The organism is Burkholderia sp. FW306-1C-G01B, from assembly GCF_058781685.1.
Map to the genome: position 1 here is coordinate 208,025 of NZ_JBYSWZ010000008.1, position 23,558 is coordinate 231,582.

Annotated in this window: 22 protein-coding genes and 1 other RNA gene; 4 read left to right on the forward strand and 19 right to left on the reverse strand. The window is 65.2% G+C overall.

Translation table 11 applies throughout. From position 1 onward, the window contains the following. Window positions 1-63 precede the first annotated feature (63 nt). The 16 genes from cysM to gyrA all read right to left on the reverse strand — a co-directional run bounded on the left by cysM (window position 64) and on the right by gyrA (window position 17,842). Window positions 64-966 (reverse strand): cysteine synthase CysM, encoded by a 903-nt coding sequence (gene cysM, locus AC3WLY_RS17935; protein ID WP_310137054.1) that lies wholly within the window; start codon window positions 964-966, stop codon window positions 64-66. 214 nt (window positions 967-1,180) lie between these two features. Further along, the gene (locus AC3WLY_RS17940) at window positions 1,181-1,543 is read right to left on the reverse strand and encodes a ComEA family DNA-binding protein (RefSeq protein ID WP_072436053.1); all 363 of its coding nucleotides are present in this window, start codon (window positions 1,541-1,543) and stop codon (window positions 1,181-1,183) included. Window positions 1,544-1,616: 73 nt separating this feature from the next. Then, on the reverse strand, window positions 1,617-2,609 hold the full coding sequence (rfaD, locus tag AC3WLY_RS17945) for an ADP-glyceromanno-heptose 6-epimerase (RefSeq protein WP_034183439.1): 993 nt from the start codon (window positions 2,607-2,609) through the stop codon (window positions 1,617-1,619). Window positions 2,610-2,672: 63 nt separating this feature from the next. Then, the gene (gene rfaE1, locus AC3WLY_RS17950) at window positions 2,673-3,623 is read right to left on the reverse strand and encodes a D-glycero-beta-D-manno-heptose-7-phosphate kinase (RefSeq protein ID WP_072436055.1); all 951 of its coding nucleotides are present in this window, start codon (window positions 3,621-3,623) and stop codon (window positions 2,673-2,675) included. 7 nt (window positions 3,624-3,630) lie between these two features. Next, window positions 3,631-5,031 (reverse strand): UDP-glucose dehydrogenase family protein, encoded by a 1,401-nt coding sequence (locus tag AC3WLY_RS17955; protein ID WP_492309619.1) that lies wholly within the window; start codon window positions 5,029-5,031, stop codon window positions 3,631-3,633. Between the two features lie 90 nt (window positions 5,032-5,121). Continuing rightward, the gene (lapB, locus tag AC3WLY_RS17960) at window positions 5,122-6,294 is read right to left on the reverse strand and encodes a lipopolysaccharide assembly protein LapB (protein ID WP_175963710.1); all 1,173 of its coding nucleotides are present in this window, start codon (window positions 6,292-6,294) and stop codon (window positions 5,122-5,124) included. 53 nt (window positions 6,295-6,347) lie between these two features. Beyond that, complete coding sequence (locus AC3WLY_RS17965; RefSeq protein ID WP_034183038.1) at window positions 6,348-6,641, reverse strand: lipopolysaccharide assembly protein LapA domain-containing protein; 294 nt, start codon at window positions 6,639-6,641, stop codon at window positions 6,348-6,350. Between the two features lie 211 nt (window positions 6,642-6,852). Continuing rightward, window positions 6,853-7,176, reverse strand: a complete 324-nt coding sequence (locus AC3WLY_RS17970) for an integration host factor subunit beta (RefSeq protein ID WP_072436057.1) — start codon at window positions 7,174-7,176, stop codon at window positions 6,853-6,855. A 22-nt stretch (window positions 7,177-7,198) separates the two neighbouring features. Further along, window positions 7,199-8,911, reverse strand: coding sequence for a 30S ribosomal protein S1 (rpsA, locus tag AC3WLY_RS17975; RefSeq protein ID WP_034183438.1), 1,713 nt, complete (start codon window positions 8,909-8,911; stop codon window positions 7,199-7,201). Between the two features lie 142 nt (window positions 8,912-9,053). Beyond that, window positions 9,054-9,740 (reverse strand): (d)CMP kinase, encoded by a 687-nt coding sequence (gene cmk / locus AC3WLY_RS17980; protein WP_069745888.1) that lies wholly within the window; start codon window positions 9,738-9,740, stop codon window positions 9,054-9,056. Between the two features lie 13 nt (window positions 9,741-9,753). Beyond that, the gene (gene aroA / locus AC3WLY_RS17985) at window positions 9,754-11,058 is read right to left on the reverse strand and encodes a 3-phosphoshikimate 1-carboxyvinyltransferase (RefSeq protein ID WP_034183036.1); all 1,305 of its coding nucleotides are present in this window, start codon (window positions 11,056-11,058) and stop codon (window positions 9,754-9,756) included. 13 nt (window positions 11,059-11,071) lie between these two features. Next, window positions 11,072-11,998, reverse strand: coding sequence for a prephenate dehydrogenase (locus AC3WLY_RS17990; protein ID WP_072436059.1), 927 nt, complete (start codon window positions 11,996-11,998; stop codon window positions 11,072-11,074). A gap of 185 nt (window positions 11,999-12,183) precedes the next feature. Then, the gene (gene pheA / locus AC3WLY_RS17995) at window positions 12,184-13,266 is read right to left on the reverse strand and encodes a prephenate dehydratase (RefSeq protein WP_175963709.1); all 1,083 of its coding nucleotides are present in this window, start codon (window positions 13,264-13,266) and stop codon (window positions 12,184-12,186) included. A 33-nt stretch (window positions 13,267-13,299) separates the two neighbouring features. Continuing rightward, the gene (serC, locus tag AC3WLY_RS18000) at window positions 13,300-14,382 is read right to left on the reverse strand and encodes a 3-phosphoserine/phosphohydroxythreonine transaminase (protein WP_492309620.1); all 1,083 of its coding nucleotides are present in this window, start codon (window positions 14,380-14,382) and stop codon (window positions 13,300-13,302) included. A gap of 173 nt (window positions 14,383-14,555) precedes the next feature. Then, complete coding sequence (locus tag AC3WLY_RS18005; RefSeq protein WP_021157463.1) at window positions 14,556-15,155, reverse strand: DUF2059 domain-containing protein; 600 nt, start codon at window positions 15,153-15,155, stop codon at window positions 14,556-14,558. 83 nt (window positions 15,156-15,238) lie between these two features. Continuing rightward, window positions 15,239-17,842, reverse strand: a complete 2,604-nt coding sequence (gyrA, locus tag AC3WLY_RS18010) for a DNA gyrase subunit A (protein WP_310137068.1) — start codon at window positions 17,840-17,842, stop codon at window positions 15,239-15,241. A 548-nt stretch (window positions 17,843-18,390) separates the two neighbouring features. Here gyrA and ompA point away from each other — a divergent pair. The 4 genes from ompA to ssrA all read left to right on the forward strand — a co-directional run bounded on the left by ompA (window position 18,391) and on the right by ssrA (window position 21,027). After that, window positions 18,391-19,059 carry an outer membrane protein OmpA gene (ompA, locus tag AC3WLY_RS18015; protein WP_006400736.1) on the forward strand — a complete coding sequence of 223 codons (669 nt, stop codon included), beginning with the start codon at window positions 18,391-18,393 and terminating at the stop codon, window positions 19,057-19,059. A gap of 152 nt (window positions 19,060-19,211) precedes the next feature. After that, a complete protein-coding gene (gene ubiG, locus AC3WLY_RS18020) occupies window positions 19,212-19,910 on the forward strand; it encodes a bifunctional 2-polyprenyl-6-hydroxyphenol methylase/3-demethylubiquinol 3-O-methyltransferase UbiG (protein WP_034183031.1) in 699 nt (232 codons plus the stop codon). Between the two features lie 13 nt (window positions 19,911-19,923). After that, entirely contained in the window at window positions 19,924-20,640 is a 717-nt protein-coding gene (gene gph, locus AC3WLY_RS18025; RefSeq protein ID WP_175963706.1) for a phosphoglycolate phosphatase, read from the forward strand. Between the two features lie 17 nt (window positions 20,641-20,657). Further along, window positions 20,658-21,027: a transfer-messenger RNA gene (ssrA, locus tag AC3WLY_RS18030) on the forward strand. Window positions 21,028-21,282: 255 nt separating this feature from the next. On the opposite strand, the gene AC3WLY_RS18035 is transcribed toward ssrA, so the two are convergent. From AC3WLY_RS18035 to AC3WLY_RS18045, 3 genes are all read right to left on the reverse strand, one after another. Then, complete coding sequence (locus tag AC3WLY_RS18035; RefSeq protein ID WP_034183020.1) at window positions 21,283-21,636, reverse strand: DUF4148 domain-containing protein; 354 nt, start codon at window positions 21,634-21,636, stop codon at window positions 21,283-21,285. A gap of 375 nt (window positions 21,637-22,011) precedes the next feature. Then, window positions 22,012-22,281, reverse strand: a complete 270-nt coding sequence (locus AC3WLY_RS18040) for a hypothetical protein (protein ID WP_072436064.1) — start codon at window positions 22,279-22,281, stop codon at window positions 22,012-22,014. 101 nt (window positions 22,282-22,382) lie between these two features. Beyond that, entirely contained in the window at window positions 22,383-23,489 is a 1,107-nt protein-coding gene (locus AC3WLY_RS18045) for a substrate-binding domain-containing protein (RefSeq protein WP_492309621.1), read from the reverse strand. Window positions 23,490-23,558: the final 69 nt, after the last annotated feature.

Consider the following 23,558-nt stretch of genomic DNA (forward strand, 5'->3'; position numbering starts at 1 on the left):
ACGCACCCGCCCAAACAAAAAACGCCGCAACTGCGGCGTTTTTTTATCGCGTGCGGGACGGGCTCAGGCCGGGAACACGCCCGTGGACAGGTAGCGGTCGCCGCGATCGCAAACGATGAACACGATCGTCGCGTTCTCGACCTGACGCGCGATGCGCATCGCGACTTCGCATGCGCCGCCCGACGAAATGCCCGCGAAGATGCCTTCGACAGCCGCCAGCCGGCGCGCCATCGTTTCGGAGGCGGCCTGGCTCACGTTCTCGACGCGGTCGACGCGGCTGCGATCGAAGATCGTCGGCAGATAGGCTTCCGGCCACTTGCGGATGCCCGGAATGCGCGAACCTTCTTCCGGCTGCGCACCGACGATCTCGATCGCGGGATTCTGCTCCTTCAGATACTGCGACACGCCCATGATCGTGCCGGTCGTGCCCATCGCCGACACGAAGTGCGTCACGCGTCCGTCGGTGTCGCGCCAGATCTCCGGACCGGTCGCCTCGTAGTGCGCGACCGGGTTGTCGGGGTTGGCGAACTGATCGAGGATCACGCCCTTGCCTTCGCGCTGCATCTGGTCAGCGAGGTCGCGCGCCAGTTCCATCCCGCCCTTCACGGGCGTCAGGATGATTTCGGCGCCGTAAGCGGCCATGCTCTGGCGGCGCTCGACCGACAGGTCCTCCGGCATGATCAGCACCATCTTGTAGCCGCGGATCGCCGCTGCCATCGCGAGCGCGATGCCCGTGTTGCCGCTCGTCGCCTCGATCAGCGTATCGCCCGGCTTGATGCGCCCGCGCGCCTCGGCCTTGCTGATCATCGACAGCGCCGGGCGATCCTTCACGGAACCGGCCGGATTGTTGCCCTCGAGCTTCGCGAGCACCACGTTGTTGCGCGCGCGAATCTCGTCGTCCGGCAAGCGGACCAGTTGCACGAGCGGCGTATTGCCGATCGTGTCTTCGATAGTTTTGTAAGCCATGGGTATACCGTGAGTACGAGGCCGATCAATCGATCGATTGTAAACCAGCACCGCCGCTCGCGCCGGCAACCCCTTTGCGACGATGGAATACGCATGCCGCGCGATTCGCGATCGCCGCGCACGCAGCGCGCACGCAAAAAACCCGCGGCATGCCGCGGGAAGCCGTCGCAATGACGGCGACTGAAGGAGCTCTTTGTCGGTCGCGCGCGACGCGTTACTTCTGCGCGGTGCGGGCAGGTGCCGCGGCGGGCTTTGCTGCTGCCGCCTTGCCCGCGACCGGCGCGGCTGCAGTGCCCGAGCCGGCCGCGCCTGCGCCGGCCGCACCTATCGTCAGCCCTTCCTGCTGAAGTCGCTCGACGGTATGGCCGCCCATGCCTTTCACGCGTGACGCGAGATCGTCCGCACTCCTGAACGGACCGCGCGCGCCGCGTTCGTCCAGAATCGCCTTCGCCCGCGCCGGGCCGATGCCCTTGATGCCGACGAGCGCATCCTCGTTCGCGGTGTTGACGTCGACGGCCGCCCAGGCCGACGCGACTGCGCCGAGCATGACCGCTGCGGCAAACCATTTTCTGATCATGTGCTGGATCTCCGATGAAAACGGCCGGCGGCTGCCGACCGTGAGACCCAGTCTATCGGTGCAACGCTTCCGTTTAAACCTGGCCGGACAGCCAACGAACGTAGCGGTCGACGCCTTCCTGCACGGTCAGGAACGGTGCGTCGTAGCCGGCCGCGCGCAGTTTCGTCTGGTCGGCCTGCGTGAAGCACTGGTACTTGCCGCGCAACGCATCGGGGAACGGCACGTATTCGATCAGCCCCTGCTCGACCTGCTGCGCGAGCGTCAGCGGCGGCAGGTTGTCGAGCGCACGCAGCGTGTTCACGACCGTCGACGCGATATCGTTGAACGGCTGCGCACGGCCTGTGCCGAGGTTGAAGATGCCCGACTTCTCCGGATGATCGAAGAAGAACAGGTTCACCTTCGCGACGTCCTCGACCGACACGAAATCGCGCGTCTGCTCGCCCGGTGCATAGCCGTTGTACTCGCCGAACAGCTTCACCTTGCCTTCCGCGCGGAACTGGTTGAAGTTGTGGAACGCAACCGACGCCATGCGGCCCTTGTGCGTTTCGCGCGCGCCGTACACGTTGAAATAGCGGAAGCCGGCGATCTGGCTCTTCGCGGTCGGCAGCACGCGACGGATCACCTGGTCGAACAGGAACTTCGAATAGCCGTACACGTTCAGCGGCGCCTCGACGTCGCGCTCCTCGACGAAACGCGTCGAGCCGCCGTAGATCGCGGCCGACGACGCGTACAGGAACTGCGCGCCCTGTGCGAGGCACGCGTCGAGCACTGCGCGGCTGTAGCGGAAGTTGTTGTCCATCATGTAGCGGCCGTCGGTTTCCATCGTGTCCGAACAGGCGCCTTCGTGGAACACCGCGCGCACCTTGCCGAAATCGCCGCGCGCAAAGCGTTCGACGAATTCCGTCTTGTCGAGATAGTCGTCGATCTCGCAATCGACGAGATTGCGGAACTTGTCCGCGCGCGTCAGGTTGTCGACCGCGATGATGCGCGTCTCGCCGCGCTCGTTGAGCGCCTTGACGATATTCGCGCCGATAAAACCGGCTGCGCCGGTGACGATGAGGGTCATGATCGTCCTGCCTGAAAAGTGCGAGCCACTCGTGCGGCGCGCTCGTCGCGCCGCCGAATGCGCTCAGTGAAACAGTTCGTCGTAGTCCACCGTGGCCGTGCCGAGCTTGCCGACCACGATGCCTGCCGCGCGATTCGCGAGCACGACCGCGTCGACGAGCGGCACGCCTGCGCCGAGCATCGTCGCGACCGTCGCGATCACGGTATCGCCCGCGCCCGACACGTCGAACACCTCGCGCGCGAGCGCCGGTGCGTGCAGTTCGCCGGTGGCGGAAAAGAGCGTCATGCCCTCTTCCGAACGCGTGAGCAGCAGCGCGTCGATGCCGAGTTCCGCACGCAGATTCGCGACACGCGCGCGCAGATCGTCTTCCGATTTCCACTGCCCGACCACTTCGCGCAACTCCGCGCGATTCGGCGTGATCAGCGATGCGCCGCGGTAGCGCGCCCAGTCGTCGCCCTTCGGGTCGACGAGAACGGCCTTGCCGGCCGCACGCGCTTTCTCGATCATCGTCGTGACGTGCGTCAGGCCGCCCTTCGCGTAATCCGACATCAGCACGACGTCGTGCTGCGGCAGCAGCGCGTCGAAGCGCGCGAGCCCCGCGAGCAGCACCTCGTGCGTCGGCATCGCCTCGAAGTCGACGCGCAGCAGTTGCTGCTGGCGTGCGAGCACGCGCAGCTTGATCGTGGTCGGCAGCGTCGGGTCGCGCTCGAGATACGGCGTCACGCCGCTGCTGCCGAGCAGCTCGACGATCCGCTCGCCGGGTTCGTCGCAACCGACGACGCACAGCAATCCGGCCTGGCCGCCGAGCGTCACGGCATTGCGCGCGACGTTGGCCGCACCGCCGAGCCGCTCTTCCTGACGCTGCACGTGTACGACCGGCACGGGCGCTTCCGGCGAAATGCGATCGACGTTGCCGAACCAGTAACGATCGAGCATCACGTCGCCGACGACAAGCACACGCGAGCGCGCGAGCTGCGCGCGCGGCACCGGAACGACTTCGCGGAGAGTATTCATCGTGTGATCAGCCACGGGAAAACGACTGGGGATCGACATACGGCCGGCCGATCGCGTAGTAGTCGATGCCCAGCTCGGCCATCGCGTCCGGCTCGTACAGGTTGCGCCCGTCGAAAATCACCGGCGCCTTCAGTTCGACCTTCAGGCGCGTGAAATCGGGGCTCCGGAATTCCTTCCATTCGGTCACGATCACGAGCGCGTCCGCACCCGTCACGGCGACGTCCTGCGTATCGACGAGCTGCAGCCGCGCAAGCGCGTCCGCATCGTCGCCGAAATCCAGCGCGAACACGCGCCGCGCCTCGTCGACCGCGACCGGATCGTACGCGCGCACGATCGCGCCGCGCTCGAGCAGCGCGGCGATCAGGCGGCGGCTCGGCGCCTCGCGCATGTCGTCGGTGTTCGGCTTGAACGCCAGGCCCCAGACCGCGAACTCGCGGCCGGTCAGGTCGGCGCCGAAGCGCTGCTCGATCTTGCCGATCAGCACGTCCTTCTGCGCATGGTTGGCCGCCTCGACGGCTTCCAGGATGCGCAGCGGCTGGCCGTTCTCGCCCGCGGTGCGAATCAGCGCCTGGACGTCCTTCGGGAAGCACGAGCCGCCGTAGCCGACGCCCGCGTACAGGAAGTGATAGCCGATACGCGGATCGGAACCGATCCCGCGGCGCACGGCCTCGATGTCGGCACCGACCTTGTCGGCAAGATTCGACATTTCGTTCATGAACGAGATACGCGTCGCGAGCATCGCATTCGCCGCATATTTCGCGAATTCGGCCGAACGAACGTCCATGTAGATCGTCCGCTCGTGGTTGCGGTTGAACGGTGCGTAAAGCTTCTTCATCTTCTCGCGCGCGATCGTGCCCGTCTCGTCGCCGTCGACACCGATGATGATCCGGTCAGGGCGCATGAAGTCCTCGACCGCGGCGCCTTCCTTCAGGAATTCCGGGTTCGACACGACCGAGAAGCGATGCGCGACGCTGCCCCCGAGCCCGCGCGCGGCAAGCGCCTCGTCGACCACGCCGCGCACGCGCTGCGCGGTGCCGACCGGCACCGTCGACTTGTCGACGATCACCTTGAAGCCCGTCATGTGGCGGCCGATGTTGCGCGCGGCCTCGAGCACGTATTGCAGGTCGGCCGAGCCGTCCTCGTCGGGCGGCGTACCGACCGCAATGAACTGGATCTCGCCGTGCGCGACGCTCGCCTCGAGGTCGGTCGAAAAGCGCAGGCGCCCCGCCGCGCGGTTGCGCGCGATGATGTCCAGCAGCCCCGGTTCGTGAATCGGCATCCCGCCGTTATTCAGGATGTCGATCTTGCGCGAATCGACGTCGAGACAGAAGACGTCGTGACCGATCTCCGCGAGGCATGCGCCCGTGACGAGGCCGACATAGCCGGTGCCGATGATGGTGATTTTCATAGATGTTCCGGTACTTCCCGGTAATGGACTAACTTGGCCGCCGGGCCGAACCCGGCGACAACCGCTGCGCGTTGGCTCCGCGTGCCGGGATCAGCTCGACATCGCAGGTTCGACGCGGCGCGGCGCATAGGTTTCCCAGCCGCTGCATCCGGGGCACTGCCAGTAGAAGAGCCGCGCCCGGAAACCGCAATTCTGGCACGTATACCGTGGCAGATTTTTCGTGCGCTGCTTGATCAGCGCACGCATCATTTCAAGTTCCTTACGACGCGGTTCGTCGGCCGCCGCGATCTGCGCATCGAGCAGGTGCAGCATCCCCGACAGGTTCGGCGACTTCTCCATCTGCGCGCGCGCGAGCGTGTGCGCCGCGTCCTGGCCGCGCAACCCCGCGATGTGCTGATAGGCAATGTCGAGCAGGTCGTTCGACGGATAGCGGTCGACATACTCCATCAGCAGCTCCGCGCCGTCGACGTTCTTGCCAAGCGCGACATAGGCCTTCATCAGCTTGTCGGCGACGAGCGGCAGATACGCCGGGTTCTGCGCTTCGACTCGCTTCCAGTGCTCGATCGCGGCCGCGTGATTGCCCTCCGCCTCCGCGGCATCGCCGGACAGGATCGTCGCGCGAACGTTCTGCGGGTTCACGGTCAGCGCGAGCCGCAGTTGCTCGGCTGCCGCGGCCGCGTTCTTGCGCTGCAGCGCATCCTGCGCGAGTTCGCAGTGAAACTGCGCGATTTCGGCGCCGAGCGGTTTGTCGCTCATCGACTCGATGCGCTTCGCGGTATCGATCGACTTGTTCCAGTCCTTCTCGATCTCGTAGATCGTCAGCAGCGCCCGCTGTGCGCCAAGCGCGTAGTCGCCGTCGGCGAGCTTGTGAAACGCCTCCTCGGCGCGATCGAGCAGGCCGGCCTTGAGGAAATCCTGGCCGAGCTCGTACAGCGCATGGTCGCGCTCGTTGACCGGCAGGTCCGTACGGCTCAGCAGGTTCTGGTGCACGCGGATTGCACGGTCGGTTTCGCCGCGACGGCGGAACAGGTTGCCGAGCGCGAAGTGCAGCTCAACCGTCTCGGGGTCGAGCTTGGCGACCTCGATGAACGCGTCGATCGCCTTGTCGGGTTGTTCGTTCAACAGAAAATTCAGGCCGCGAAAATACGATCGCGGCAGGTTGGCACTCTCCGACAGGAGATTCTTCAGGTCATAGCGTGACGCCGCCCAACCGAGCGCGAACGCAACCGGAATCGCGAGCAACCACCAAAAATCCAGATCCATGCGAAATATCGAAGCAGAGACGAAAACCGCGCGATTATCGCGCGGCGTCCGTGTTAAATGACGGGCGGCATCGGCGGCTGGTCGATGACGGCAGGCGTTTCGCGCGCCGCGCGCAGATCGCGCTTCAGGCGCCCGTTCTCGAGACGCAGACGGAAGATCGAAGGCAGCGCGGACAGCAGGCCGGCCAGCAGCCCCACGACGAAGAACGCGAGGCCGATCAGGATCAGCGGCGCTTGCCATGCATAGCCGGCAACAAAATTCAGCGTCGCGGTTTGCGTATTGGCCAGCGCGAGCACCAGCAGCAGCACGAACACCAATACCCGGATCAGCCAGACGATAAACTTCATGAAGCCCTCTCTTTGTTGAGGTTTGCCGCGGCGCGCGACTCCCCTTCGTCGCACCGAATCGACCCGTATTGTAAAGGAAGCGTTTCCGCGGCTGCGCAGATCCTGCGCGCCCCATTGCGCCACACGATCGCCGGAAATGAAAAAAGCGCCCGCTAGGGGCGCTTTTTTCTTCAGCCTTCGCCGGTCAGGTTCCGGGCAAACCGAACGACGCTCAACGCTCGTCGTCCGGATCGTCAGCCTTCAGCGGCTCACCGGCGCGGCCGTCGACGCGTTCACGCAATTCCTTGCCAGGCTTGAAGTGCGGCACGAACTTCTCGGGCACCTGCACTTTCTCCCCCGACTTCGGGTTGCGTCCGACACGCGCCGGGCGACGGTTGAGGCCGAAGCTGCCGAAACCCCGAATTTCGATGCGATGCCCTTTCGCCAGGGCTTCAGACATTGCATCGAGCATCGTTTTCACCGCGAAATCCGCATCCTTGAGGACAAGTTGCGGAAATCGCGATGCCAGCTGCGCGACCAACTCGGATTTGGTCATACTTCAGCAGACCTCGTGAGGCTTACTGGTTCTGGCCGTCGAGCTTCGCCTTCAGCAGCGCGCCGAGGTTGGTCGTACCGGTCGCAGCAGCGCTGGAGTCCGATTGCAGGCCGCGGATCGCTTCCTGTTGTTCGGCCGAATCCTTCGCCTTGATCGACAGGTTGATGCCGCGCGACTTGCGATCGATGTTGATCACCATCGCGTTGACCTTGTCGCCTTCCTTCAGCACGTTGCGTGCGTCTTCGACGCGATCCTGCGAGATTTCCGATGCGCGCAGGTAGCCTTCGATGTCGCCCGTCAGCGTGATGACCGCACCCTTCGCATCGACCGTCTTCACAACGCCGTCGACGATCGAGCCCTTGTCGTTCATTGCAACGTAGTTGCTGAACGGGTCGCCTTCGAGTTGCTTGATGCCGAGCGAAATACGCTCCTTCTCGACGTCGATACCGAGCACGATTGCTTCGACTTCGTCGCCCTTCTTGTACTTGCGAACAGCTTCTTCGCCGGCTTCGCTCCACGACAGGTCCGACAGGTGGACCAGGCCGTCGATGCCGCCCGGCAGACCGATGAACACGCCGAAGTCGGTGATCGACTTGATTGCGCCCGTGATCTTGTCGCCCTTCTTGAAGTTGCGGCTGAAGTCATCCCACGGATTCGGCTTGCACTGCTTCATGCCGAGGCTGATACGACGACGGTCTTCGTCGATCTCGAGGACCATGACTTCGACTTCGTCGCCAAGCTGGACAACCTTCGACGGAGCAACGTTCTTGTTGGTCCAGTCCATTTCCGACACGTGGACGAGGCCTTCGATGCCCGATTCCACTTCGACGAATGCGCCGTAGTCGGTGATGTTCGTGACCTTGCCGAACAGGCGCGTGCCCGACGGGTAACGGCGCGAGATGCCTTCCCACGGATCGTCGCCCAGTTGCTTGATGCCCAGCGAGACGCGGTTCTTCTCTTGGTCGAACTTGAGGATCTTCGCCGTGACTTCCTGGCCAACCGACAGGACTTCGCTCGGGTGACGCACACGACGCCATGCGATGTCGGTGATGTGCAGCAGGCCGTCGATGCCGCCGAGGTCGACGAACGCACCGTAGTCGGTGATGTTCTTGACCACGCCGTTGACGATCGCGCCTTCCTTCAGCGTCTCGAGCAGCTTCGCGCGCTCTTCGCCTTGGGTCGCTTCGATCACTGCACGACGCGACAGCACGACGTTGTTACGCTTGCGATCGAGCTTGATCACGCGGAACTCGAGCGTCTTGCCTTCGTACGGGGTCGTGTCCTTGACCGGACGCGTGTCGACCAGCGAACCCGGCAGGAACGCGCGGATGCCGTTGACCATCACGGTCATGCCGCCCTTCACCTTGCCGGTGATCGTGCCGGTGACGAGTTCGTTGTTGTCGAGGGCCTTTTCCAGCGACAGCCACGATGCAAGGCGCTTCGCCTTGTCGCGCGACAGGATCGTGTCGCCGTAGCCGTTTTCGAGTGCGTCGATCGCGACGGACACGAAATCGCCCGACTGCACCTCAACCTCGCCCTGATCGTTCAGGAATTCCTCGATCGGAATGTAAGCCTCGGACTTCAGGCCTGCATTGACGACCACGAAGTTGTGGTCGACGCGCACGACTTCGGCGGAAATCACTTCGCCGGCGCGCATGTCTTGGCGGGTCAGCGACTCTTCGAACAGAGCCGCAAAGGATTCGGTATTCGGGGTGGAGGTTTGCAGGTCGGACATAAAAATCTGATTGTGCATGGCTCGCTGTGCCACGCCGGCCGGAATGGCAGGCTGAAAGGGCCAGATCGAAGACCACACGGGGTTAAGGGTTCGAAACACGCTCCGCGCTTGCGACGCGGGGCACCTACCGCTGCCCGCCTTCTCAGGCGGGCTGACCGAGCGCCCGGTACCACTGCAGCACCTGGTCGACTGCTTCATCGACCGAAAGTGCCGACGTATCCAGCAGCTCGGCATCTGCCGCGGGCTTCAGCGGTGCGGCCGCGCGATTGCTGTCGCGCGCGTCACGTTCACGAAGATCCCGGAGCAAGTCATCTATATTAGCAGAAAAACCTTTTTGCATCAATTGCTTATGCCGTCTGGCCGCGCGCGCCTCGGCGCTGGCCGTCAGGAACACCTTCAGCACGGCGTCCGGGAAGATCACCGTACCCATGTCGCGGCCGTCGGCAACGAGGCCCGGCGTCTTGCGGAACGCGCGCTGGCGCGCGACCAGCGCGGTGCGCACGGGCCCGTGCACGGCAATGGCCGACGCGCGGTTGCCGACCGCTTCGGCGCGGATGTCGTTCGACACGTCGACGCCGTCGAGCTGCGCGCAGCCTTCGCGGAACGTGATGTGGAGATCGTCGATCAGTTTCACCAGTGCGTCGATGTCCTCCGCCGCGATGCCGTAGCGCACGCTTGCGAGCGCCGCGAGACGGTACAGCGCACCGCTGTCGAGCAGGTGGAAGCCAAGGTGCGCGGCGACGAGCGCCGCGACGGTGCCCTTGCCGGAAGCGGTCGGGCCGTCGATCGTGATGACGGGAGTCGGGTGAAAGGGTCGGGTCGATTTCATCGGAACAGTCGGGTCAGGCTTTGGCGAGCGCGGCGAAGCGGTCGAAATAGTCGGGGAACGTCTTGCCGACGCACTTCGGATCGTTGATCCGCACGGGCACGCCGCCCAGGCTGACGAGCGAGAAGCACATCGCCATCCGGTGATCGTCGTACGTGTCGATCGCCGCGTTCGGCGTGAGCTTTTCCGGCGGCGTGACGACGAGATAGTCGGGACCTTCCTCGACGATCGCGCCGACCTTGCGCAGTTCGGTCGCCATCGCGGCGATGCGGTCGGTCTCCTTCACGCGCCAGCTCGCGATGTTGCGCAGCGTGCTCGTGCCGCTCGCGAACAGCGCCGCAACCGCGATGGTCATCGCCGCATCGGGGATCAGGTTGAAGTCCATGTCGATCGGCTCGAGCTTGCCGTGGTCGTGGCCGATGCCTCGCACGTCGATCCAGTCGTCGCCCATCGTCACGTTCGCGCCCATCTGCATCAGCGCGTTCGCGAAGCCGACGTCGCCCTGGATGCTCGCACGCCCCACGCCCTCGACACGCAGCGGGCCGCCGCCAAGCGCGCCGGCCGCGAGGAAGTACGATGCGGACGACGCATCGCCCTCGACCATGATCCGCCCCGGCGAGCGGTAGCGGACGCCGGCCGGCACGACGAAGCGCTGCCAGCCGTCGCGCTCGACGACCACGCCGAAACGCTCCATCAGCCGGATCGTGATGTCGATGTACGGCTTCGAGATCAGTTCGCCGTCGACCTCGACGACGATCTTGCCGTCCTTCGCCTTCACGAGCGGCAGCGTCATCAGCAGCGCCGTGAGGAACTGGCTCGACACGTCGCCGCGCACGCGGATCGGCGCATCGACCGAAATCGTCGCGGGCCTGATCCGCAGCGGCGGGTAGCCTTCGTTCAGTTCGTAGTCGATCCGCGCGCCGATCTGCCGCAGGCCGTCGACGAGATCGCCGATCGGCCGCTCGTGCATGCGCGGCACGCCGTGCACGCGGTAGTCGCCGCCGTTCACCGCGAGCGCCGCGGTCAGCGGCCGCACGGCCGTGCCCGCGTTGCCGAGGAACAGGTCGGCCGTCTTCGCGGTGAACGCGCCGCGCGTGCCCGTGACGACGCAGGTGTCGCCGTCGCGCGCGAGCTTCACGCCGAGCTTGCCGAGTGCATCGAGCATCACGCGCGTGTCGTCGGAGTCGAGCAGATTGGTGATCGTCGTTTCGCCTTCGGCAAGCGCCGCGAGCAGCAGCACGCGGTTCGAGATGCTCTTCGAGCCGGGCAGGCGCACGGTGCCCGATGCGCTGGAGTACGGGCCGAGATCGAGATAGTCCATGGGAATCGTCCTGTTATTTCTTGACCGGTTCGGCAGCGGGCGTGCCGCCACGCTCCTGCCATGCCTTGCGTGCGGCGCGCGAGCGCGTGAACACGGCTTCGAGCGCCGCGCCGTCGCCGGCGTCGATCGCCTCGCGCAGCCGCGCGAGCACGCGCGTGTAGCCGTCGAGTTCGTCGAGCAGCGCCGCGCGGTTCGCGACGCACACGTCGCGCCACATCTCCGGGCTCGACGCCGCGATGCGCGTGAAATCGCGGAAGCCGCCCGCCGCGTACGAGAATTTGAGTTCCGCGTCCGTCTCGCCGAGGATCTGTTCGACGAGCGCAAACGACAGCACGTGCGGCAGATGGCTGATCGACGCAAACACGCGGTCGTGCTGCCCGGTGCTCATCGTGCGCACGTCGGCGCCGGTCGCGCGCCACATCGCGTCGATCCGCGCGACCGATTCGGGCGCGTTCTCCGGCAGCGGGCACAGCACGACGTTGCGGCCGACGTACAGGTCCGGCAACGCGGCCTCGACGCCGCTCGACTCGCGGCCGGCGATCGGATGCCCCGGCACGAACTGTGCGATCCGCGCGCCGAGCGCTTCGCGCGCGGCGGCGGCGACGTCGGATTTGGTGCTGCCCGCATCGGTGACGATCGTCGCATCGGCGAGCCACGGCGCGATGCGCGCGAGCAGCGGGCCCGTCTGCGCGACGGGTGCGGCCAGCAGCACGAGATCGGCGCCCGCCAGCGCATCGCGCAACTGCGCGTCGTCGTCGAGCGCCGCCGCGCGGTCGATCACGCCGAGCGACAGCGCACGCTCGACCGATGCGCGCGAACGGCCCACGCCGACGATCTCGCCCGCGTCGCCCGGCGCGCGCTCACGCAGCGCGCGGGCCAGCGATCCGCCGATCAGGCCGACACCGAAAATGACCAGTTTGTTGAATGCAAAGCCTGACACGACAAGAGCCAAGTTACGCGCGCGGAACAACGCCCCGCACACGGAATTCCAGATTCCGGGCAACGGGCCCGCACCCGGCGCGACCTGCACCGGTGCCGCCCGAACCCGCCTTCGGCAGCGCCGATCGGCCTGCCCTGCCCGCCTGGCCGCCACGCCTGCGCGAGCAGGCGCCGGACCGCCACGCGTCAGCGTGCGCTCGGATACGAACCGAGTATCTTCAGGAACGCAGCCTTCTGGCCGAGTTCCGCAAGCGCGGCCGCGACCGACGCATCATCGCGGTGCCCTTCGATGTCGATGTAGAAGTAGTACTCCCACGTGCCGACGCGCGCCGGACGCGACTCGAAGCGCGTCATCGACACACCGTGCCGCGCGAGCGGTTCGAGCAGCTTGAACACGGCGCCAGGCTCGTTCTTCACCGACACGATCAGCGACGTCTGGTCGTGACCGCTTTGCCCGGCCGGCTGCTTGCCGATGATCACGAAACGCGTGCGGTTGTGCGGATCGTCCTGGATCAGCGCGAACGCGATCTGCAAGCCGTAGTGCGCGGCCGCGCGGTCGCCCGCGATCGCCGCGACGGTCGGATCGGCCGCCGCGAGACGCGCGGCCTCCGCGTTGCTCGCCACGGCCTGCCGCTCGAGCTGCGGCGCATTCGCGGCGAGCCACTGCTGGCATTGCGCCAGCGCCTGCGCATGCGCGCAAACGCGCTTCACGCCGTCGAGCGTGCCGCTCTGCGTGAGCAGGTTGTGATGGATGGGCAGCGCGAGCTCGCCGCTGATCAGCAGTTGCGTCTGCAGCAGCAGGTCGAGCGTGCGCGACACGGCCCCTTCGGTCGAATTCTCGACCGGCGCGATGCCGAATGCGGACGCACCGGCCTCGACCGAACGGAACACCTCGTCGATCGACGGGCACGGCAGCCCTTCGATCGACTGGCCGAAATACTCGAACATCGCCTGTTCGCTATACGTGCCGACCGGCCCGAGGAACGCGACGTGGATCGTCTGCTCAAGCGCGCGGCTCGCCGCCATGATCTCGCGCCAGATTGCGCCGATGTGCTCGCTCTCGAGCGGCCCCGCGCTCATGTCCTGCAGCCGCGCGATCACCTGCAGCTCGCGCTCCGGCCGGAACACCGGCGCGTTGAAATGCTTCTTGACCTCGCCCACCTCCAGCGCCACCGCGGCGCGCTGGTTCAGGAGCGCGATCAGCTGCGCGTCGATCGCGTCGATGCGATCGCGCAGCGGTTTCAGGCGGGAATTCAGTTCGTCGTCCATGCGTTTTGCCGTGCTGTTTGAACAGCGTCGCCGTCAGGCGCCGCGCTGCTCGAAGTCCTTCATGTACTCGACGAGCGCCTTCACGCCCTCGAGCGGCACCGCGTTGTAGATCGACGCCCGCATGCCGCCGACGGACTTGTGGCCCTTCAGCTGCAGCAGCCCGCGCGCCTTTGCGCCGGCAAGGAAGTCTTCGTTGCGCGTTTCGTCGGCCAGGAAAAACGGCACGTTCATCCGCGAACGCGCTGCCGGCTCGACCTTGTTCAGATAGAAGCCGCTCGCATCGATCGTGTCGTAGAGCAGCTTCGATTTTTCGATATTGCGGGCCTCGATCGCTTCGAGCCCCCCCTGCCGCTTCAGCCACTGGAACACGAGGCCCGCGATGTAGATCGCATAGGTGGGCGGCGTGTTGTACAGCGAGTTGTTCGCGGCGACGGTCTTCCACTCGAACGCGGACGGGCAGATCGACAGCGCGCGATCGAGCAGATCCTCGCGCACGATCACGACCGTCACGCCGGCCATCCCGATATTCTTCTGCGCGCCGCCGTACAGCACGCCGTATTTCGCGACGTCCATCGGGCGCGACAGGATGTGCGACGAGACATCCGCGACCAGCGGCACGTCGCCGAGATCGGGAATCTCGAACGTCTCGACGCCGTCGATCGTCTCGTTGGTGCACAGATGCACGTAGGCCGGATCGTCCGACAGTTGCCATTCGGCGCGCGCCGGCGCACGCGTGTAGCCGTCTTCCGTCTTGCCGGTTGCGGCGAGATGCGGCGTGCAGAACTTCTTCGCCTCGCCGAACGATTTCTGCGACCACGAGCCCGTCACGACGAAGTCGGCGGTGTTGCGCGACCCGAGCAGGTTCATCGGCACGATCGCGTTTTCCGCGATGCCGCCGCCCTGCAGGAACAGGATCCGGTGGCTTGCCGGCACGCCGAGCAAGTCGCGCAGGTCGGTCAGCGCGGCCTCGTGAATCGACATGAATTCCTTGCCGCGATGGCTCATCTCCATCACGCTCATGCCGCTGCCGTGCCAGTCGAGCATTTCGTCGGCGGCCTGCCGCAGCACTTCCTCGGGCATCGCCGCAGGACCGGCGGAGAAATTAAAGACGCGCATCGTGAAAACCTCGGGAGGGACGCGACCGGCGGCTTGCCGCCGCATGTCAGTTGCAAATGAGCCGCGCCAGAAAAAGAATGGCCGCTTGCGCTCGCGCGCAAACGGCCATTATCGCACTGTCGGAAGGCTCCCGCCAAACCCGGCCGAACGGCCGGGGGGCGTGCCCGGACGGCTTACTTGCCCGGCTTGACTGCTGCGACTTCCTTGTCAGCCTGCGTGCGCGTTGCCTGGATCGCTTGCGGCATGTACTTCTGCATCAGGCCGTTGACCACGTCGCGACCGACCTGATCCTGAACCTGGATGAACTTGCGGCCCGTCGGGCTCTTGTAGAACGTCGTCAGATCCTTGATCTCCGACGTGCTGTAGTACTTCGCGTATGCGTCGTACTGAGCCGACATTGCGTCGTTCTGGAACTGCTGCGTGCCGAACACCTTGCCCGCGCCGTCGACCAGCTTCGGCACCGCGTTCTTCTGCAGCGTCGGAACGGCAGCCTGCTTCTGCTTGTCGTTCAGCGTCTTGTTTTCCGACAGCGCGTCCGACAGGATCGCCGGCACGAGCTGCTTGGCCTGCATTTCGGCGCTGTTGCCGATTGCCGACACGAGCTTCGGCGCGTCGATCGCGTCGAGCAGATCCTTGATCGCGGCCTTCTTGTCGGCGTCGATCGGCGCAGCTGCCGCGGCGGGCGCCGGTGCGGAATTCGACAGCGCTTGCGCCATCGCGAACGTCGGCACCAGTGCAGCCAGCAGGACCAGTTGCTTGAATTGCTTTTGCATCATCACTCCCTTTTGGAAATATGAATGGTTGCTCGCCGGCCGCGGCGCTTCACGCCCGCGGCGGCCAGAGTCTCATCCGTTCTTCAGGCTTCGCCGTCCGACGCCTCGTCGGCCTCGCCATCGCCCTCCTCGGCCTCCGCAATCTGCTGCAGGCCAGAGAGCTTGGTACCCTCATCGAGACTGATGAGTGTAACACCTTGCGTGGCGCGCCCCATCTCGCGAATCTCGGAAACACGGGTGCGAATCAACACGCCGGCCGTCGTGATCAGCATGATCTGATCCTCGGCGTCGACGAGCGTCGCGGCCACGACCTTGCCGTTGCGCTCGGACGTCTGGATCGCGATCATACCCTTCGTACCGCGGCCGTGACGCGTGTATTCGGTGATCGGCGTGCGCTTGCCGTAGCCGTTCTCGGTCGCGGTGAGCACGGTCTGCTCCTCGCTGCCCGCAACCAGCATCGCGATGACCTGCTGCCCGTCCTCGAGCTGCATGCCGCGCACGCCGCGCGCCTCGCGCCCCATCGGACGCACGTCGTTCTCGTCGAAGCGCACGGCCTTGCCGGCGTCGGAGAACAGCATCACGTCGTGCGCGCCGTCGGTGATCGACGCACCGATTAGGAAGTCGCCGTCGTCGAGGCCGACCGCGATGATGCCCTTCTTCATCGGACGGCTGAACGCTTCGAGCGGCGTCTTCTTCACGGTGCCGAGCGACGTCGCCATGAAGATGAACTTGTCGGCCGAGAATTCCTTCACCGGCAGCACGACGTTGATCTTCTCGCCATCCTGCAGCGGGAACATGTTGACGATCGGGCGGCCGCGCGAGTTGCGCGAGCCCTGCGGCACTTCATAGACCTTGACCCAGTACACGCGGCCGCGGTTCGAGAAGCACAGGATGTAATCGTGCGTGTTCGCGATGAACAGCGTCTCGATCCAGTCGTCTTCCTTCATCTGCGTCGCCTGCTTGCCGCGACCACCGCGCTTCTGCGCGCGGTACTCGGACAGCGGCTGCGACTTCACGTAGCCCGCGTGCGACATCGTGACGACCATGTCCTGCGGCGTGATCAGATCCTCGGTGTTCAGCTCGGTCGCGTTCAGCTCGATCTTCGAGCGGCGCGCGTCGCCGAATTCGGCCTTCACCGACGTGAGTTCCTCGCCGATCATCGTCGTGATCCGCTCGGGGCGCGCGAGGATGTCCAGCAGGTCGGCGATCTGCGCCATCACTTCGCGGTACTCGCCGATGATCTTGTCCTGCTCGAGGCCGGTCAGGCGCTGCAGGCGCATCTGCAGGATTTCCTGGGCCTGCGTGTCGGACAGACGGTACAGCCCGTCGCCCTGCATGCCGAAAGCCGGGTTCAGGCCTTCCGGGCGGTACGCGGAGCGCCCGCCGGCCGTCGCGTTCTCGCTCTCGGCGCGCGTCAGCATCTCGCGCACGAGCGACGAATCCCACGGCTTCGCCATCAGTTCCTGCTTCGCGATCGGCGGCGTCGGCGCGGCCTTGATGATCGCGATGAACTCGTCGATGTTCGCGAGCGCGACCGCGAGACCTTCGAGCACGTGGCCGCGTTCGCGGGCCTTGCGCAGTTCGTAGATCGTCCGGCGCGTCAGCACTTCGCGTCGATGCGACAGGAAGCACTGCAGGATTTCCTTCAGGTTCAGCAGCTTCGGCTGGCCGTCGACGAGCGCGACCATGTTCATGCCGAACGTGTCCTGGAGCTGCGTCGCCTTGTACAGGTTGTTCAGCACCACTTCGGGCACTTCACCGCGCTTGAGCTCGATCACGACACGCATGCCGCTCTTGTCGGACTCGTCGCGGATGTCGGAGATGCCTTCGAGCTTCTTCTCGTTGACGAGCTCGGCGATCCGCTCGAGCAGCGAGCGCTTGTTCACCTGGTACGGCAGCTCGTCGACGATGATCGCCATCCGCTGGCCGCGGTCGATCTCCTCGAAGTGCGTGGCCGCGCGCATCACGACGCGGCCGCGCCCGGTGCGGTAGCCGTCGCGCACGCCAGCGACGCCGTAGATGATGCCGGCGGTCGGGAAGTCCGGCGCCGGGATGATCTCGATCAGCTCGTCGATCGTCGCTTCCGGGGTGTTCAGCAGGTGCTGGCACGCGTCGACGACTTCGTTCAGGTTGTGCGGCGGGATGTTGGTCGCCATGCCGACCGCGATGCCCGACGAGCCGTTGATCAGCAGGTTCGGGATGCGCGACGGCAGGACCGACGGCTGCATTTCGTTGCCGTCGTAGTTCGGCTCGAAATCGACCGTTTCCTTGTCGATGTCGGCGAGCAGCTCGTGACCGATCTTCGCCATGCGAATTTCGGTGTAACGCATCGCCGCGGCATTGTCGCCGTCGATCGAGCCGAAGTTGCCCTGCCCGTCGATCAGCATGTAGCGCAGCGAGAAGTCCTGCGCCATCCGCACGATCGTGTCGTAGACCGCGGTGTCGCCGTGAGGGTGGTACTTACCGATCACGTCACCGACGATACGCGCCGACTTCTTGTACGCGCGGTTCCAGTCGTTGTTCAGTTCGTGCATCGCGAACAACACGCGCCGGTGCACGGGCTTCAGGCCATCGCGGACATCCGGGAGGGCACGTCCGACGATCACGCTCATCGCGTAATCGAGATACGAACGGCGCATTTCCTCCTCTAGGGAGGTGGGCAGGGTCTCTTTGGCGAATTGATCCATGTATCCGTATCGTTTCGGAGCGAAGACGGCGAACGCCTTTCGCGTGGGCGCTGCATGCGCAACGCAACGCGAGATTCTAACATGCGCCCATCAGCCGCAAATTCGCCTCCCCCGCTATATATAAATAGCGAAAATCGCGGCGGCGGCGAACCGACCGGAATCGCACGCGACTCGACGTCACCGTTGATCGCGCCCGGTTTACCGGCGATCGCGCCCGGGTTGTTTCACGCGCACGAGTAAACAGATACACGCATCCGCGCAATTTCGCCGGCACGCCCTTGACAATCTCTAAAAGTTGCGGCAGGCCGGTGTTGCGCATGCACCACAAAGTTGAGGGGATCTTAGGGTGGGGAGGATTTTTTTTCGTAGGAAGGGAACGATATGGCAAAATGCCAACGCACTGAAAGTTAGACGCTGCTCGAAGTCTACACAGAGCGGTGCCGCGTTTTTTGTGCCGCACCAATGTTATACTTCGAGCAATGTATGACTTGTCACCGTCAACAGGCTCGCAGTAAACCTGCGGTAATCTCAATTTCGAGAGGAGAAATATGAATAAACTTTCAAAGCTCGCGTTCATTGCAGCTACCGCAGTTATGGCTGCATCCGCTTCGGCACAGTCGGTGCCGGCGTCGCGTCAAGCCGTCAATGACAACTGGGTGAACGGCACGGGCGAATGGGTGTGGATGAACGGCACGAACGAGCTCTGCTGGCGCGATGCGTTCTGGACGCCGGCCACCGCCAACGCGAAGTGCGATGGCGCACTGGTCGCCCAGGCACCGCAGCCGCCGGTCGCTCCGGTCGCTCCGGCCATCACGAGCCAGAAGATCACGTATCAAGCTGACGCCCTGTTCGACTTCGACAAGGCAACGCTCAAGCCGCTGGGCAAGCAGAAGCTGGACGAACTGGCTTCGAAGATCCAGGGCATGAACACGGAAGTGGTCGTCGCAACGGGCTACACGGACCGCATCGGTTCGGACAAGTACAACGACCGTCTGTCGCTGCGCCGTGCGCAGGCCGTGAAGTCGTACCTGGTCAGCAAGGGTGTGCCGGCCAACAAGATCTACACGGAAGGCAAGGGCAAGCGCAACCCGGTTACGACTGGCTGCAACCAGAAGAACCGCAAGCAGCTGATCGCCTGCCTCGCACCGGACCGCCGCGTGGAAGTCGAAGTGGTTGGTACGCAAGAAGTCCAGAAGACGACCGTTCCGGCGCAGTAAGCCGCGGTTTTCGACTGCTTCAAAGCCCCGCCCCGGCGGGGCTTTTTCTTTGATGCCCGTCCGGGCGCTCGCTGGCCTCGCCGTCCGCCCGCTTATATACTCGGGGCTGACGAACCGCAGCACCGCCCTCCTTCCGTAGCCCGTTTGCCGCCATGACCAACGCCGATCCGCACGAACTCCAGAAATTCAGCGACCTCGCCCATCGGTGGTGGGATCCGAATGCCGAATTCAAGCCGCTGCACGACCTGAACCCGGTCCGGCTCGGCTGGATCGACGCACATGCGCACCTGGCCGGCAAGCGCGCACTCGACATCGGCTGCGGCGGCGGCATCCTGTCCGAATCGATGGCCGGGCTCGGCGCCCAGGTGAAAGGCATCGACCTGTCGACCGAAGCGCTTGGCGTCGCCGACCTGCACAGCCTCGAAAGCGGCATCGCGGTCGACTACGAGGCGATCGCCGCCGAAGCGATCGCCGCGCGCGAGCCAGGCTCCTACGACGTCGTCACGTGTATGGAGATGCTCGAGCACGTGCCGTCGCCCGGCGATATCGTCGCCGCGTGCGCGACGCTCGTGAAGCCGGGCGGCTGGGTGTTCTTCTCGACGCTGAACCGGAATCTGAAGTCCTACCTGTTCGCGGTAATCGGCGCTGAGTACATCGCGCAAATGCTGCCGAAGGGCACGCACGACTACGCGCGCTTCATCCGCCCGTCGGAACTGGCCGGCTTCGTGCGTGCGACGGATCTGCACATCGTGGAGATCAAGGGCATCACGTATCATCCGATCGGCAAGCGCTTCGCGCTGTCGAACGACACCGACATCAACTACCTCGTCGCGTGCCGCCGCGGCGCGTGACCCTCCGACCGGCATGACGACTCCCCTTTCGACCGCGCGGGCCGCACTCGACGAACCGCGCCTGCTGCACTGCGCTGCCGTGCTATTCGACCTGGACGGCACGCTTGCCGACACGGCGCCCGATCTCGCCGCCGCCGTCAATAAGATGCAGCGCGCGCGCGGCCTGCCCGAAACGCCGCTCGACGTGCTGCGGCCGCTGGCTTCGGCCGGCGCGCGCGGCCTGCTCGGCGGCGCGTTCGGCATCGACCCGCACATGCCCGGCTACGAAGCGATGCGCGATGAGTTCCTGGCCAACTACGCGACGGATATCTGCGTGCATACGACGCTGTTCTCCGGCATCGGCGACGTGCTCGACGAACTCGATGCGCGCGGCGTGCGCTGGGGCATCGTCACGAACAAGGCGATGCGGCTCACGGCGCCGCTCATCGACCTGCTCGGTCTTGCACCGCGCGCGGCCTGCGTCGTCGGGGGCGACACAACGCCGCACTCGAAGCCGCACCCTGCTCCGCTGCTGCACGCGGCCGACCAGCTGACGCTCGCGCCGGCGCGCATCGTCTACGTCGGCGACGATCTGCGCGACATTCAGGCCGGCAGCGCTGCCGGCATGGCGACGGTCGCGGCCGCGTACGGTTACTGCGGCGACGGCGCCGCGCCGGCCGACTGGCAGGCCCAGCATCTCGTCGACACGACGCAGGAACTGCGCGAACTGCTGCGCGATGTTGGGCTATAATGATCGATCTGATCCGCGGGGGCGACCTGGTTTCGACAGGGGTTGTGAAGCGGCTAGGGCATGTCGAGGACCCGTCACCTCGTTAATCAATGGGAAAATCGTAACTGCAAACGACGATACGTTCGCACTGGCAGCCTAACGGCCGCCGTCCTCTGCCTAGTTCACTGACGGGCTAGTGTCGCAAGACCGGTAGCAATACCGCCAGAGGTCATTTACGTCAGTTAAGCCCTGTCGGCGTCGCGACGCCAGGGTCGAAAACCTAGCGAATCGCCGTAGTGCAGCGTGTTCGTCCGCGTCGCTGCGGTTAAATCAAATGACTGAACTAAACATGTAGAACTAGTCGTGGAGCGCTTCTGGACGCGGGTTCGATTCCCGCCGCCTCCACCAAATTCCGCGCTCGCCGCACGAACCCCGCATGACGCAAGTCTGCGGGGTTTTTTGTTGCCAGCGAAACGCATGCGCCCCCTCTCCTTCCGAAAAAGCGCCCAGCCACGGACGGGCCGGGCGGAATGCCGCCGGTATTCCGGCGACAGGAGGTGACGGATATTCCGCCGCGCCCGCGCAAGCGTCGGTCGCAATGGGCTGCGGCCAGCGCGGTTGCCGGTGCGCAGGGCGTTGCCGATGCGCAGGGCAATACACGACTTAGCTGCCGCGATACAGCGACTTCATTTCTTCAGCGCTGGCCGGGCGCACGCCCATGGCATGCGAACCCGATGCCGATGCGCCCTGTGCCTGCGCACCGTACCCGCTGGCGTCGGCGCCTTGCGCTTGCGCCAGTGCGCTGCGCTGCTGCTCGGCAACACGCGCCGTGGCGGCCTGGACCGCTTCCGGATAGTGCGGATCTTCGCCGCGGGCGGAGTTGTAACCGGCTTGCTGGAGCTGAACCAGCTCGGCACGGACCTGCGCGCGGGTGATCGTCGAACCCGACTGGGCAAACGACACGACCGGGGCAACGAGAGCGGCAGCAACGACAACTGCTTGAACGAGTGACTTCATGATGACCTACCTCCAGATTTGTCTGTTTTCGCGGTGAACACCTTGTTCAGCGCCGACAAACCGAAGTTTATGTAGGCGGATGCTTAAGAATAAGGCAGGTTTCGGGAAGACATCCTTCCTGATTCGCGGGTTAACCCTAGATCATCCGCGGGGCCGGCGATTCGCGAACGCTGCTTCATCCGGCATCGCGTCGCCTGACGACTCGCCTGAAAGCACAAGCCCCGCGAAGCGACAACGCTTCGCGGGGCTCGAATGGTGTTGCACGGGATTCGTGCAGTCGCGCCGCTCAGACGGTCAAGCCGATATGCGCGTGCACATCACCCGCCTGCCGAATCAACACCGCACGACGACGGCGCAAACACGCCTGTCCGCGCGTTACTGGCTATCCATCGGGCACTTCAGGTTGCAGCCGTTCGGGTCACCCAGGTCGCCCTTGCGACGCAAGGCCGACTTCTTGCTGCCCTGGTATTTCTGCGACGGCGCCGACGCCGCGAACGGCATCTGCGGATGCTCGTTCAGGCGAAACTGTTCGCTCAGGATACCGCCGGGCACGCCCGGGGAATTCTGCGCAAGCGCAAACGGCGAAGCCGCGACCAGAAGCCCCGCGGTCAACGCTGCCGCGGCGAGGGAAACGGAAAATTTCATGGCGGGATGACGCCTGAACGGCGTGCTTGTTGGAACGTTGATCAAGCGTCAAGCGTAGCGCAAATCCCCCGCTGCTGCAGCGCGGTTCGACCGCGTCCCCGTTACCGGGAATGGCCGTCCGGCGCGCTCGTGCCGTCGCTGCCGGCCAGCCCCGTCGCGATGCTCGTCAGCGTCCCGCATGCGGCCGGATCGTAGCCGTCGAGATGTGCGACGCGCTCGACGAAGCGCGCGTCGCGCAGCAGCGCCAGCACGCCGGCGAGCGGCCGCGCGTCGAGCCGTGCGCGTTCGCACGCGAAGTAATAGTCCTCGTCGACGACCGGGATGAAATCGAGCCCGAAATGACGGGCGGCCGGCTCGACACCGAAGCCGAGATCGGCCATCCCGCTCGCGACGAACGCCGCAATCGCCGAATGCGTGAGCTCGGCCGACGCATAACCGTCGATGCGCTCGGGATCGATGCCGATCGCACGCAGCGCGAGATCCAGCAGCATGCGCGTACCCGATCCCGGCTGCCGATTGACGAAGCGGATATCGTTGCGCGCGAGGTCCGCGAGCCCGCGGACCTGCTTCGGGTTGCCGCGAGACACGAACAGCCCCTGCTGGCGGCGCGTCAGGTGAATCAGCACGTGGCGCGTGTCGTCGAGCCACGGCCGATAGATCTGCGCGCACTGCGCGCGAAACAAGCCGCGCGGCAGATGGAAACCGGCCAGGTCGCATTCGCCGCGTGCGAGCGCCTGCACGGCCTCGACGCTCTCGCGATACTTGATGTCGACGGCCGCCTGCGTATCGACGAGCGCGGACACGAGCGTCGCGACCGCGTAACCGTGCGACGCGTGGATACGCACGGCACCGTCGCGCTGCGCAAGCCGCCGGTTCAGGTCGCTGGCCACCTCGGCCGCCAGCGTGCGCAGGTTCCCGTCGAGGCGGCTGCGCGCGAGGCGCTGCGCGTCGACGACCGCCTGCCCGAGCTCCGACAGCGTCGATCCCTTGCCCCGCGCGGTTTCGATCAACTCCCCGCCGATGCACGCTTCCAGCGCGCGCAGCATGCCCCACGCGTGCCGGTACGACAGCCCTTTTGCCTGGGCAGCCTGCGCGATGCTGCCCGTGTCGGCCACGAGTTCCAGCAATGGCGCGACGTCGGACAGGCTGGCCGTACGGCCTTCGATGTCGCGTACGGTCAGATACGCGTCGCATTCGATTCGAATCAATTATGCACTCCGATTTCCTATTGCGACCACGAAATCTTCCGCTTATCGTTGGCCTAAATCAATCAGAAC